The organism is Blastopirellula marina DSM 3645 (genome assembly GCF_000153105.1).
Taxonomy (GTDB): domain Bacteria; phylum Planctomycetota; class Planctomycetia; order Pirellulales; family Pirellulaceae; genus Blastopirellula; species Blastopirellula marina.
The window spans coordinates 3,649,442-3,665,056 of the sequence record NZ_CH672376.1 but is presented as its reverse complement, the minus strand read 5'-3'; the positions used below and the strand labels follow the sequence as shown (position 1 = coordinate 3,665,056).

Annotated in this window: 1 protein-coding gene (running past one end of the window); it reads left to right on the top strand. The window is 55.3% G+C overall.

Annotation, left to right across the window (positions count from 1 at the left end; translation table 11 throughout):
* Positions 1-15,615, top strand: partial view of a Calx-beta domain-containing protein gene (locus tag DSM3645_RS16610; RefSeq protein WP_002653408.1) — the 3' portion only. 11,703 nt of this gene lie to the left of the window's left edge; only the last 15,615 of its 27,318 coding nucleotides appear in the window; its start codon lies beyond the left edge, outside the window; its stop codon occupies positions 15,613-15,615.

Here is a 15,615-nt window from a genome sequence, read left to right as displayed (position 1 = left end):
CAAACTCTCACCGCTGCAGGCACGCCGTTTTTGGTTGAATTTGGCAATGAATTCGACGACACAGTCGCAACTTTTACCGACACAGAGCCCACAACGCAATGGGCCTATTTCGCAACCATCCAATGGGGAGATGGATCCAGCAGTCTCGGCAAGGTGATATCGGATGGCGCCGGAAATTTCCATGTCACCGGCAAGCACGCCTACGAATACAACGGCCAATTCGCTATCGATATTCGGATTGTCAAACTCAACGCCGCGACCGTCGATGCTGCAGCAACGAGTATTGTCCGCATGGTTGCTCCACTAGTCGCAACGGAAGAAGTCTCGCTGGGCGTCACAGACTTGGGGACGATCGCTTACGAGGCGACATGGGGATTTGATCGAAGTACGGAGTTTTCCTATGTCGAAGGATACGTCGACGAAAACTATCATTCCGAGACCTATCAAGCGCCCGATGGCCGAACGATTGTCTACGCCACAGCACTGAACGGCTCGCAATCCTATCTAACTCTGTCTGGTTCAGTTGAGTTTACGCTCTATCATGCAACCACAGTGCAAGGAAACTATTGGATCAGCAGTGATGGGAAATCAAAGGCTCGATTTAATGACTATGGGAATATCGAAGTCGTTATGCAGTCGGACGCTATCACGTTGGACGACTATTCCGCCATCGTTGACTGGGGCGACGGCACGCAAAGCGTCGCACAGTTAGAGGCCATCGGAGACTATCAAGTCAATGGTCAAAATGAATTCCGCATCTTGGGTGACCATACCTACGCGTTGCTGGGCGAATACGACACGATCGTTACAGTAACGGGCCCTGCGTATCTCTCTGTGGGAGAGTACTTTGTCGGAGAATCGTGGTCCGGTGAATTGCCAGTTGCTGTCGTGGTCCAAACGCTCTCCGCCGTCGGCGCCGTATTTGAGACCGTCCGCGATCAGTACTTTTCTGGGACCGTAGCGACATTCACGGATGCCGATCCGTCAGACGTGTCGCAATATTCCGCAACAATTCAGTGGGGCGACGGCACCACTGCTGTCGGCGTCGTCGTGGCCGATGAAGAGGGGCAATTTCATGTAACGGCAAGCCACACTTATCCGTACAACGGCCAATTCGCCACGACCGTAAGAATTGTCAAACAAGGCGCCGCTACCGTTGACGCAGTTGGAAGTGGAATCGTCTGGAATTCGTCGCCGCTTACAGAAACCGTAGGCGAGCCCACCGGACTCATAGATTTCGGTACGATTAATTACGTCGCCGTGTGGGGCTGGAATCAAGCGTCGACCTATACGAAGATTTCATCCGACACTTATGAAGACAGCTCGCTGACCCAACATACCGATGTCTACGAATCGGCAGACGGAGGCCGGCTTGCCAGAGTTTGGGGAAACACTTTCGAATACGGAATCATCACGAACTTCGATTCGATTTCTGGGACGATTCCCGGATGGGGCGAGACAGGTGATTTGTATTTGACCGAAGACGGAGAGTACTTCACGTCGTCGGATGGTCTAGTGCGTATCCGTCACACGCCGCAACAGTACGCACTTCGGCTCGACGTCCTTACGATCGATGATGCGGTCCATGTCGATAATTTCACCGCCACCATAAACTGGGGAGACGGAACGGAGTCTGCCGCGACGCTTGAGCCGCTTGGCAGCTATGTAATCGGCGAAACCAATCAGTTCCGGATCGTCGGCGAGCACGAATATACGACCGCTCTTCAGTCGCAAGTTGAGATCTCACTTTCGGGGCCGACGAACATCCTCATGGGACAACATGATTTTGCCTATCAATGGACAGGTGAAACGCCGGTGTCCGTCGCTTGGGCCGCCGCCGACGATGCCTACTTCGTCCCCCACTACGGTGAACTCATCGTGGACGATACGACAGGCGTGTTACAAAACGACTTCGATAATGGTGCGGTTACGCCGACACTGCTCGCGGATGTGCAGCATGGCCAGCTTTTCTTCCATGCGGACGGCTCTTTCGAATATACGCCGACGCCTGGCTTCGCCGGCGTCGATAGTTTCACCTACGAAATCAACACTGACCCGTCGCAGGGAAATACGGCGACGGTGACCATTCATGTTTTGGATACGCCTATTGCACCGGTAGCTAGTGGCGCGACAGTAACGGTTGTACATGACACGTCGCTCAGCGGCGACCTATTCGCTACGGATGTCAACGGCGACACGTTGAGATACAGTCGCGCAGTCCAGGCCTTGCATGGATCGGTTGTCATCGAAGAAAACGGAAGCTTTATTTACACGCCTAACAAAGGTTATATCGGCGGTGATGAGTTTACATTTTCGGTAGCGGACGATGACTTCGAAACGCAAGGGATTGTTACGATCGCGGTGACCAACAACGATCCCGTCATCACGACGCCGGAGCCGCTCAGCGTGGTTCATGGAGAGTTGCTGACTGGCGAGTTTTCGGCGATCGACGCGGATGCCGACAACTTAATCTATAGCCTCGCCTCATTCGAGGAGGGCGGCGTCATCACGATCGACGAAACCGGCGCGTTCGAGTTTATCGGAGATCTCGATTTCTGGGGGACCTTTTACTTCACGCTGCAGGTCACGGACCAGGTCACGACAACGACGGAGATCGTGAGCATTGAAGTCGAATTGCCTCCTTCTGATCTGGCGGCAGATCAACTCTCGTCCGCTCAATTCATTGAACTGACCGCGAATGGAGTCACCGAAATTTCTGCGACGATTGGGGACGGATCCTACAATTCGGCGGATGTTGACTTCTACGCCATCCAACTGATTTCGGGTCAAACGATCACAGTCGACATCGACGCGTACTACAACGATCAGACCGGGGCGTCCGACTCCGCTCTCGACAGTTTCGTACAGATATTCGACGCTTCCGGAAATCCGCTGAGGTCGAATGACGAGGGCTATTCGGCCAATGACTATGTAAAGTACGCATATCGCGATAGTCGTGTGACCTTTGCTCCCTCCACAACAGGTACGTATTATATCGCCGTCTCGTCGACGCATAACCAGAACTTTGACCCTGAAGTGGGAGGATTCGGATCGTTTAGTGCGGAAAGCTCAGCGTTGGGCGCCTACACGATACAGGTCTTCGAGAGCGGACCCGCCCTAAGCGTCAGTAACGTTTCTGTAGATGAAATTGCAGGGACGGCGACTTTCACCGTGACGTTGAGTCCAACCACCGACGAAACGGTGACGGTCAACTTCGCGACGGTGGATGGTACCGCCCTGGCGGGTCTCGACTATACGGCCACGTCAGGAACGCTGACTTTTGCGCCAGGCGTTTCTAAGCGAAACATCGTCGTTTCGATTCTCAACGACGAGATTTACGAATCGCCGGAATTGTTTCAGCTGACGCTGACGAATGCAGTCGGCGCGTCGATCGCAACGCCTGAGGCGAGTGGTGAAATCAAGAGCGATGATCCCCCTGCCGAAGCCGCAACGCAATTGCAGACTCGGATTTCTGATCAATTCCTCTCCGTCAACGATTCTCCAGTAACGATCGAGCTTGCAAACTATATTTCGTCGTCCAGCAACTTGACTTTTACCCTATCAAACTCTAACTCCGCACTGCTTGCAACGAATGAAATAGATGGAGTGCTAACGTTAACCCTGGCGCCGGGCGAAATCGGACAGTCCGAGATTACGGTCATAGCAACGGATCTGGATGGCGTACAAGTAAGCGACACTTTTCTGGTCATCGTCGAAGCGGTGAATTCGGCTCCCACGGTGATCACGCCGCTGGGCGACATTCATGTTGATGAAGATTTTGGCGAGTGGACGCTGGATTTAGCGACCGCGTTCACGGACAGCGAACTTGTCGATTCAGATGACACGCTACTTTACGTTTTGCTGGAGCATGCCAACGCTATTGAGTCTAGCGTGCCTGTGACCTCCACCTACATTTTCGACGGAAACTTGCACATTTCGGCGCCCGAAAATAGTAGCGGCACATCCACGATTACCATTCGGGCGATCGATTCGATGGGAGAATTTGTCGACGAGACGTTTACGTTCACGATCAATTCGGTCAACGACGCACCGGTTGTGATTGGCGAATTGGGCGATGTTTCGACAACCATCAATTCCGCAGCGACGATCGTTGACTTGGCCGGACTCTTCGCGGATGTCGATGTCGAAACCGCGTCCGATGAGTTGGCGTTCAGCGTCACGTCGATTTCCGCTGTGTCGCTGCTCAGCGCGGATATCGTCGGCAATCAACTGACAATCACCCCGTTAACCGACCAAACCGGCGAAGCGATCGTCACCATTCGCGCGACGGATCTGGCGGGGGATTTTGTCGAATACGAGTTGCCAGTCAAAGTGATCTATACGGGTCAGGCCCCCATCGTTTCTGCAGGCATAGCCGATCAATTGGTCGACGAGGATTCGGAGGATCTCGTCATCGATATTTCGACCATCTTTGCTGATGCTGACATCGCACTGCAGGGAGATAGTCTTAGCTATTCGGTTTCCGTTGATTCGAATGATGTGCTTTCCGCCGAAATTGACGGAACCAATCTGGTTTTGGTCTTTCTGCCTGACGCTTCGGGGAGCGCGACAGTCACCATCACGGCGACCGATCAATCGGGGCTAACGGGAACAGACGAATTCTTGATGACTGTTTCTCCAGTCAATGATGCCCCGACGGTAACGAACCCGCTGGATCTTAGTTATACCGGCGGCGTCTCCCAGTCTGTGATTGATCTATCGGCAATCTTCTCCGACGCTGACGTGTCGCAAGGAACGGACACGCTGACCTATCAGCTAATCTCGGAATCCAACACGATGCTGGCCAGCGCCGATTTACAGAATGGCTCGCTGACGTTGAACTACGATCCCGCAGAGATCGGCGAATCAGAGGTTGTCATCCGAGCCACTGACTCCTCTGGAGAATGGATAGAGAGCATAATCACTGTTTCGATTAGCGATACGGTCGCCGATTATCACGGCAGAATTGACAATGTACAACTTGCAGATGATTGGGGATACGAGTTTGAGAGCTCCACTTACAACGCAGGCGTAACTGGACGCATCCTGGCCAAACTCCCTTCCGGACACGTTGAAATTGAGTTCGATCACGACGGCGATGGGATCGTCGATGGCGTCAAAGTCGTCGAATCCCCTGAGCTGTTTACCTATGATACCTTCTACTACAATCCTCGAGCGATTGACGAATCGCTTTACCTATTTGAGGGAGATTTCACGCTTGGATATCGGTCCGCTGAGGTAGATGAAAGCGGTGCGGTGAAGACGTATCGCGACTGGGCCGAATTCCAATTTAGTTTGGAAACGCTGCCAACTGGTCTAATCGCCCAAGTCTCGCTGTTGGAGGATACGAATGGTGTTGGCGACAAGAAAACGTCCAATCCAACCCTGCAAGGCAGCGTTGGCGCCGACAACGCCGGCGCCGTTATCCAGTTTGATCTCGATGATGACCAGCAAGCCGATGGCCAGGCGTTCGCCGACCTGGACGGAAAGTTCCTGTTTACACCGCTGCTGACGGAATATGGCCCGATCACAATTTCCCATCGCGTCCTTCAATGGTCGAGTAACGCTGGGGCATATCTAACGGGCCCATGGATCGACTTTACATACGAGCTGATCCCCGAAACAGGGACGAGAATCACGCAATTCCACCTGGCGAGTCAGGAAGCGAGTGAATACGACGAATTCTATTCGTACGGGGGATCCACGCAGGATCCACAACTCGTGGGGCAACTTGATCCCGACGCAGAGACATTATCGAACGTTCGCATCGAATTCGATCATGACGGCGACGACCAATACGATGGATTTGTCTATACCGGTACAGAAGGCAGTTTTCAGTATTCGCCGACCGGAATGAGTCCCGGCCAGGTGACGATTCGCGCTCGTAGCGTGCGTCTCGACTATCGCACCGACACCGAGGTATACGGCGACTGGACGTACGCATCTTTCAAGCTAGAAGCGCCGGAACTGCCCGAAGTAACGCAGCTCCATCTCGCCAATGACACCGGAATCGACCCCGCTGACAAGATCACCACTGACGGATCGCTGATCGGCCTTGTCACTTTTACCGATGGCCTCAATCTTGACGAGTTGTTCGTTGAGATCGATCACGACGGTGACAACGTCATCGATGGTTTGGCGACGGTCCAAGGAGATGGAAGTTTTCTCTACGAATCGCCGTGGCTATCCGCTGGCGATTACAACTTACGTGCGAGAGTCGCCGTCTGGAACGATACGCTCTTCGATTTTGCCTCCGGGGCCTGGACATCGCTTGCCTTCACGATCGAAAACTCCACGAACACGCCGGCTACCGTTGTGAATATGGAGTTGTTCAATGACAACGGCGTCGACAAGCACGACGGCATCTCCACCGATGCCGCAATTTCAGGCCAGATCGCCAACGATGGCGATGTCGCCTATTGGACGGTCGAATTTGATCAGAACGGAGATGGCGTCTCTGATGGTCGCGTCAATGCGGACGCTAGTGGAAGATTTCTCTATGTGCCGATCGGTCTTAGTTTAGGCGAACACACCGTCAAGGCGCGCGTCCGCGAATGGGACTATGCGTCGCGACAGATCATCACCGGCGACTGGAGCGAATATACCTTTACCGTCGCTCAACCGGTCAACGAAGCCGCTGAGGTCACGCAGTTCTATCTGCTCAGCGATACAGGCGCTTCCCCCAACGACGGAGTCACCGGAAACCCGCTGCTCGGCGGCGTGGTGACAAACGCAGAATCTCTCGATGGATTGATCGTCGAGTTTGATCACAATGGCGATGGAACCGTCGATGGATATTCATTCACCGACGCCAGTGGTGAATTTGACTACGAACCAGTTGCATTACCCTACGGAACCCATACGATCGCGGCGCGTGTCCGCGAATGGGACTACATTTCGTCAACGTACAAGCTAGGTGCGTGGGAACCGCTCACGTTTACGTTCGAAGAGCAAGCGAATGTCGCTGCAGAAATCGTCAGCGTTGGGTTGGCGGATGGAGCTGCAATCGTCAACGGAGCCACGTACGATCCAACCATTTCAGGCGTCATTCGAAACGAAACTACGCTTGCTGGCGTTACAATCGATATCGATTTTGATGAAGATGGAATTGCCGACGCAATCACCGTGACCGATCAACGGGGTCATTTCAACTACACGGTCGACAACCCAGCCGATGGCGAAATCTCGCTGAAGATTCGGACTCGCGAATTCGACTTCGCCACCGGCGCTGAATTGATTGGCGACTGGACTCCGATCGCCTTCTCCTACGCGCAGCGAGTCAACACGCCAGTCTCAATCACGAGCGTTGAGCTCGTTAACGATACAGGAACCGCCGCCGACGGAGTTACCACCGATCCGACGATCCACGGCGTTATCGCCAACGATCAATCCCTCTCAGGCGTCGAAGTTCAAATCGACACCAATGGCGACGGCCTCTTTGACCAGACGACCACAACCAACAGCAGCGGCGAATTCGAATTCAAGCCGACTGGCCTGGCAGCCGGGGAACATACTCTATCGATCCGGGTGAAGGAGTACGACGAGCATAACGTCGCCATTTACAGCGACCTATCGACGGTAACGTTCGAATTAGAAACGCCCCAAGTGACAACGGCCGGCAGCATTTCTCAATTGAAGTTGTTGTATGACACCGGCAATAGCAATTCGGACGGCGCTACGGCCAACTCCACCTTATCCGGAGTGCTTTCCGCTTCCCTCGGCTCGGGTAATATAACGATCGAATTCGATCATGACGGCGACGGCGTTATCGATGGAACCGCCACCGGAGTTGCTGGCCAATCGTTTAACTACCTGCCCGCCGGATTGGAGGAAGGGTACCACAATATCAGCGCCCGAGTCGCCGGAACCAGCGACTGGCGCAGTATCAGCTTCATCTCCAGCACTAATCCTGATTCGGAAGCGACGCAAGATCTCCTCACGTCGCAAGCAAATTTGGGCAACGCGCTGGGAAATATCAACACCGACTACCAGCTCTCAATTGACGGTTCCAATTTCCAATTCAATACCTCCATTACCAGTGTCATCAATCAGTTCGACTCGGCGATCGCAACGGCCACCGCGACCTTCCAATCGACCATGGCGGACGCACGGACCACTTTGGAAGGCATCGTCAAGCAGTCACTATTAGATGTGAACGCCGCCACTTCACTGGCGAACGCAAACTACCTGACCGATCTGGGGCTCTTCAGCGGCGACAAAACCAGCTTCCAGTTCGACGGATTTGAACTAGATGACGCGCCGCAATCCATCGCCTACAAACTTGCCAGCGGCGATGATCTGGTCACCGCGCCGCAATACGACGCCGAGCCAAACTACTTCCGCTTCGACATCGAAAAAGACCCCGTTTACCAGGCGTCGAAGCGTGCGGCCTACCAGGTCCAAATGCAATCAAAAAGGACCGCTGTTGCGAACTATAAGCAGACGGTACACGACCTAGCCGAGGCGGCCAACGGCGAGATCGCGACGATTCTAAGCGATCTGGAAAAGGAGATAAACGCAGCCGAGCGGCTGCGCGATCAAAAACTGGCTGACGCCGAAGAAATTCTGGCCGGCCGTGCCGAAGGACTGCCGTCCGGCGTTAGCGCTTTTGACCTGAAGGCCGAACTGGATCGCGTCAATCAAGATCGCGAAGAGCTCATGGAGGGGTATGAACCATTCCTCGCGATGACGAATTGGATACTCTCGTTCAACTACTCGTCTCTCGCCCAAAGTTTACCGCTGGGGTATGAGCACGTCGTGGATGTCATTGGACAAGAAGTTTACGACGAACTCAACGAAGCCGCCTCGTTCTGGTCCGGTCAGTACAGCGTATCCTCTCAGTACATGGCGGCCCATACGTCCGCCTACAACACCTTTTACCAAAGAACCCTCGACGTTCAACAGGCGTTGGAGAACTGGCCGGGCGAGCCAGGTCCCGACGCCCCTTATGAAGAATGGGACGAATGGTACGAAAGCCAGACCGAGTACTATTACGAGCAGATGGCCGACGCCGCCGAGGCGTACTATAAGACGCTGGCCCCGACTGAGTACCAAATCAGCATTGAGGCCTTGGATACCATGGCCGACTTTAATCGGACGATGATTGAAAAGAAGCGGTCGTATGAACTGAAGAAAACCAGTCTCGACCAGAAACGAGCCGACGTACTGAGCAAGTACGCAATCATCGAGCAGAAATATAAAGCGCAGGTCGAGCACGAGTATCTTACGACGATGTCGACGGCTTTGTCTACCGCGGAAGCCGCCGTACTGCAGATACAAAAGACAAAATACGACGCTGCCACCAGCGCAGCGGCGACCCGTGACAAAGATCTATTCAATGCCGACGTCGTCGCCCAAACCTCGTTGCTTACCGAAGGGACCGGCGCTGTATCCGCCTACGCTCAGGCCGATTCCTCGCAAGCCGCTACACTTCAATTGGATCAACAAAATAACTCCCAAGCCGTCTCCGAGGCGATTCTTACCAAGCAGTTGGAAGTCTTTAACGCCATCGCCGACGACTTGGCGAGCGCTCAGGCCAGCGCCGTATCGCAGCAGTCCCAGGTTGCCAGTCAACTCGCCGCGATGCAAGCAGCCATCCGCATCAGTGATTCGGATGCCTGGATCCAGGCCAATCAGGCTTCACTAGACAACGAACTCGAATACCGACTCGCCGAGAACGAAGCTTATTACACATCGCAAGAAGCGTTCACAGACGCCGTCTATGACGCACTGATCGATCGAGTCAAAGTCTGGCACGACGGCAATAAGCAACTGGCCAAAGATATGCGGGACGCTGTTGCGGAGTGGGAATATCCCTATAGTCGTGACTACTATCCGCAATACTTCGATGATCTATTCCCGCACGAATCGAGTCCAGGACGCCCTAGCAGTTTGACCGGCGACCTGAATCGCATCAAATCGGATACCTTCTCAGGTTATTACAACGGTCAGAATGCGTATGCCGACGGTCAAATAAACGTTGACAAAGTCGCCGCAATCGCCCAATACGACTTGGACATCGCCGAAGCCAAGTTCCAGTGGCAAAAGACCGACGCCCAAATTTGGACCGCTTACGAAATTGAAATCCTACAGCAGGATAGCGGCTATCTGGAGAGCGCGACCAGTCAGCAAGCCAGCGCCGATCAGGCCAATCTCGATACCATTCGTCAGTACGAAGCGAACGCCGCCGGGCTCAATCGCCAACTCCAGGAAGAGATTGCAAACCAACAGGCGACTTACGAAACCACCGACGCAGGCCTCTCGTCTCAATTTGACCTAGATCGCGCGGCGGAACATCAAGACAAGCTGGCCGATTTTGACGCGGCCCAGGGAAACTCCTATTCAGCCAATGCGCTCGCTGACTTTACTTCCTACTTTTCTCAGATCGTCACTTCGGCCGGCGATTTGTTCGACAGCTTTATCGACTCGGCGGCCGAGCTCTCCAATACGCTCACCGCCGCGCTTGCGGCGGCAAACGAAGAGGCCGCGATTTCGGTCAGCGACGCGTCCGCCGCTGCAGACAAAAAGTCAATCACTGATGGCGCTCAGGCGACGCAGGATCTACTCGCCGCCCAAGTCGCCTACCAAATCGCCATGCTCCAGGCCGAGCGAGATCGCGATATCGCACAATTCACGGCGGAACGCGACAAACGGGTGGACGACGTCACCGCGAACTTCGAACTGCAAACGGTCTATGCCGAAGGTAACGCTAAAGCCGCCGCGTCCAGTGAAGAGTGGTATCACTACTGGTACAGATCCAGCCCTTATTATGATCACTTTTTGCCGGAACCTGAACAAACCTCCTACGAAGTTGATCTAGAACGAAGACGCGACAACGTCGACGCCCAAACCGAATACGCTCTCGCCAAAGCACAGGCCGAGGTTGAGTACGTCACCGCCAGCGAAAACGCCAAGACCGCCTTCGCCGGCAAATATGTCACCGCCGCCAACACCCTGGCCGACGCCATCAAAAATTCCAGCGATCGTCTCGCCGACGCCGACAAACAAACGATCGACAAATGGAACGCCGATTTAGCCAAGAGCGACACGGCGGCGACCAAGGCCCAAACCGCCGCCTACCAAGTCTACGACACATCGTTCACCGCTACGCAAAACACGCTCGATACGTCGCTGTCGCCGCTCGAAAACACGCATCGTCAAAATGTCACCTCCAACTCCGGAATCCTGGTCACCAGCGTTGCAACCGATCATCACACGGCGCTGGAAGCCGCCGACTTTGGCGGCCCGCTGTCGACCCTTTTGATCGGTCAAGCCAATTCCGACGTCGCCTCGGTCACCGCTTCTGTCGCCCAACAAAACGGCTACGCCGCCGCGACCGCTTCCAGCCTTGACGCGATGACCAACGCTTTGGCCCCGGTCGCATCCGCGTTCGTCACCGCTACCGCCAACGCCGCCAAAGCGGCTCTCGACGCCTACTCTAGCAATTCCGCGGACTACTCCAACACGGCGACCAGAGCTTCCACCACCGCCGACTCGGCGCAAATCAAAGCCGCCAACGCCTACGACGCCGCCACCCTCAAAGCTGGCGTCGCCCACTTCCAACAGCAAGCCGCCGCCGAAGCCGCCGCCAAAATCGCCTTCGTCCAGAACGATTACGACTGGATAAACAGCGTAGCGCCGAAAAAGCAGGCCTACGAACTGGCGCTGCTTATTCCCTACGATTACCCGCTGGACGAGTTCGAATATTACGACTACGTTCATCCAGAAGTGACCGCAACGCTAGGCGCTTACAATGCAGCCCTGGAAGCGGCCAATCAAATACGCTCTGACGCCAACGGCTCCGCCGAGGAAACCCAGGTCCAGGCCCTCGGCGACGCCGTCAACGCCCACGTCACCGCCAACGGCGTCGCGGTTCTGGCTCACGCGACAGCTGTCGGCGCAGCCTATACCAGTTTCGTCAGCAATCTCTCCGCCGCCGCGACCAAACTGGTCGGCATGGATAACACCGTCGAGTCGACCGCCCAGCAGCAGACCATCGCCGCCGAAACCCAACAAGCCTCCACACAACAGTCCATCACCAACACCTTCAGTTTCGCCCTCTCCGCCGCAGGCACAGCCCAGTGGACTGCGTCGATTCCGGCGATTCAAACGGCGGCCGCCACCGGCGCCACGCTGCTGCACTCCTACTACCTGGGGAAAGCGGCCAGCGACACCGCCGCGTGGTCCAGTCTGGCGACCGTCCAGCCCGGCGTCCGCGCCGATGTTGGGCTCGCCCAGGCCCAAGGCAAACAGGCCTACCTTACCGCCAACACGACCGAAACGGTCCGCAACCAACTCGAACAAACCAACTCCCTGATCGAGTATCAAACCGCGCAGCAAGCCACAACCAACTTGCTCCTTTCGTCGACGAGCACCAAGCTTGACAACTACTACAGCGACCTCAGCAGCAACGGCAACACGCTCGACATCACCTTCTCCGCCGCCAGTCAAAAATATTCGCTCGACTTGACCAAGGCACAACAAACGCTTGACGATCAGCTTGCCGTCGCCGAAGCGAAGCATGGCGCAAAACTCGCCGCCGACTATGTCGACTACTACGCCAAAGCGGTCGCCGCTCAGGTCACTTACCAGATCGAGCTCAACGACGAAGACCAAGACGTCGTCGACGGCGCCGAAGCAAAGCGAGACGCCACCTTGCTCGCCCTCGATCTGGCCCAGATCGAGAAAACCGCCCAGGCCGATTTTCAATACGCCCAGGATACCGCCAACCACCTGAAAACGTACAACGCCGCCGCGATCGACGCCGACTACAGTTTCACGATCAAAATCGACAGCGCTCAGTACGCCTACAGTCAGAAGTCCGCCCAAAGCGAAAAGGCCCTCAACCTCGGGCTCGAAGCGACAAACGAATCGGCCCTCGCCCAAAACAATGCGGCGTCCAATGCACTCAACGCCCGCCTGACGACCAATACCGCGACGCATCAAGCCAACCAGGCCGCCGCCCAACAGGCAGGCGTCACCACCATCGATACGCTGCTGGACAATGACTACACCGCGTTCCTCACCGCCCAGTTCACTGGGCATCAAACGGCCGCGACCAATCTGCTGACCGAAACGGAAGATTGGCTCCTCGACAACATCGGCTCCAACGTCGCCTACGTCGCGATCGCCGCCGTCGCCAGCAATACCTATTCCAGTCTTCGTGAATCGACGATCTTCGCCCGCAACCTGCTCGCCGCTTCCAGTTTGAAGCAGGCCGAAGACCAGATCGCCGGCAGCTACCAGTCGAACGGATCGCAACTGGCCGACGCCATCGCCGCCTACCAAATCGCCGAAGCCCAGGCGCTCCGCGACCATCGCATCGCTATTGAACAAGCCGACCGTCGCTTCGCCGACAACGGCGATACGACCGCCCGCAACACCTCCCTCACAGACGCCAACAAAACGCTCCGCGCTGCCCGCGAAACCTTTACCGAAGCTTACTACAAAGCGGCCATTGGCGCCCAAGGCGCCCATCAATCCACCGTCGCCAAGTCCGAAGCCCAGTACGAAAACAACGTCGGCCAATCCCGCGCCCAGTCAACCAAGGCAATCGCCGACGCCCAGGTCAACTACGTCACCACCGAAGCCGCCGCCTACCGCACCCAGCAAGAAACAGTCGCCGCCCGCGATAAAGAATTCGCCGAGTTCGGTGTCGATAACGACTACGACTCCCTGGTAGACGCCCTTGCCGCACTCACCGCCGCCAACAACGACACCGCCGATCCCTGGACCACCAAAGCCCTGGCAGTCGCCGCCGCCGTCCAAGACGCCGCCACCGACATCGCCGCCGCAATCCACGATTACGACGTCAGCCAAGCCGCCGCCAGCGAAGCCAATGATGTTGCAAACGCTCAGGCCGATCGCGATCGGACGGTTGGAGAGGTGCAAGCGGATGTCGGCAAGACGGTTACGGAGAAGGATATTGTGGCTGATCGGGTCACGAAGGAAGCGGCGATTCGCGAAGTGAACGCGGACTTGGCGCCGATTACCAATGCCGGAAATGCCGAAGCAAGCGAAGTTGAAAGCGACTATGCAAATCTGCCGGTCAGGATTCCAGAGAATTTGATGCGGCCGACGGAGATCGGGCTGAACGACGAATCTGTTGAAATTGCACCTGTATTGGCGGCGCCCACAGGCCAAAATTCGGTTAATGGAATTGGCGTATCGCTTTCGTATAACCCGAACTACTTGCTGCCTTCAAGAGTGAATGATCTTCTCGCCAATGGATACGCCAAGCGGGCAACCTTACCTTCGGTTGGTAATGACTTTATCTATCTTGTGGACGTATCAGGCGGAACGCTTCACCAAATCATTTTGGAGCGGGTACCCACAGTCACCGGACATACGAATGGCGTCCCGTGGAAGCCAGGTCAGCATTTGCCGAAAGCAGTGCGAACGATTCCAGAGCACTACCGTGTCGTAAAATGGACGACAAGCCTAGCTCAGGGTGGCGGCGCTCTGGCGATTGACGAGCTACTGAAAGCTCATCTAAGCCAGGATTCCGTAAATCACAACCTGAGTACCTATCAAAGCATTGAAGACTCTCAAGGGAAAATCAATCGCAGATACGCCGCCGTAGCCGCTTACCGGGCATTTCCACTGTTCGCAAACACGTTCTTAGAGTTCGGCGACGGAAATAAAGAGGAAGCGTTCATTTCCGCCGCTGGCGACGTAGCGACGATTGTAACTCTAGGGGCTGGCTCCGCCGGAGTACAAGGCACCAAGGCCGCCGTAGTAATGTATCGTACCGGCGCCACGATCAACCTTGCGACCGGATCGTACTTCACTTACAAGGGCATCATGCAGGCGATCCAGAATGAAGGGGTCGATCTAGAATCGGGCTCCAACATCGGCATCGGCCTCCTGCATCTGTTTGGCGCAAAACTCGATCTCGGCAAGACGTCAGGCGTCCGTTATGCCGATTTACCTACGGCCGACTGGTTAAAAGCAAGCAGGTTAAACAACTTCCAGGCAGGCGCTCAGACCGTTCGGATATGGACAGCTAACACAGTCGAGGAAGCAAAAATATTTGCGAAGACGTATGTCACAGAGCTGGACAGAATCTTGGCCAAGTCGCAAAAGGGAGTCGTGGTCAGCGCCAACGGATTTGGTAATATTAACGACATTGCCGAAGCGTCAAGCGAGGCGTATAAAAAAGCGGTCGCGGCGGTTAAGAATGCTCCCGTTCCCTTTGGGACACCTTACCGACAGTTAAGCCGTAATAAGTACAACGAGTTACTTAGCAAGGTAGAGTCTCGTACCATTACGAACGATGAATGGAGGCGATTGCAATGGTACGAGCGACTGACTGACAGACGACAAGCGGGAATTGATGCATTTTGGGATCGAGAACGAGAACTGCTTTCTCAGGGGTTGCCGGGAACTCGCAACTGGAACGACCTAGCTCGAAAGACGATTTTGGCTGGCGGTCAGCCACGGGGAATTTTCAGCCACCATAGTTACAGCGTCTCCCTTTATCCCCAATTAGCCGATGACCCAGACATCATCACTCCGTTGACGTTCCGTGAACATTTCTTCAAGTATCACGGTGGCAACTGGTGGAATCCAACACATGGCGTTCCGTTGCGACCGGACCTGCCAGACGATTTTTGA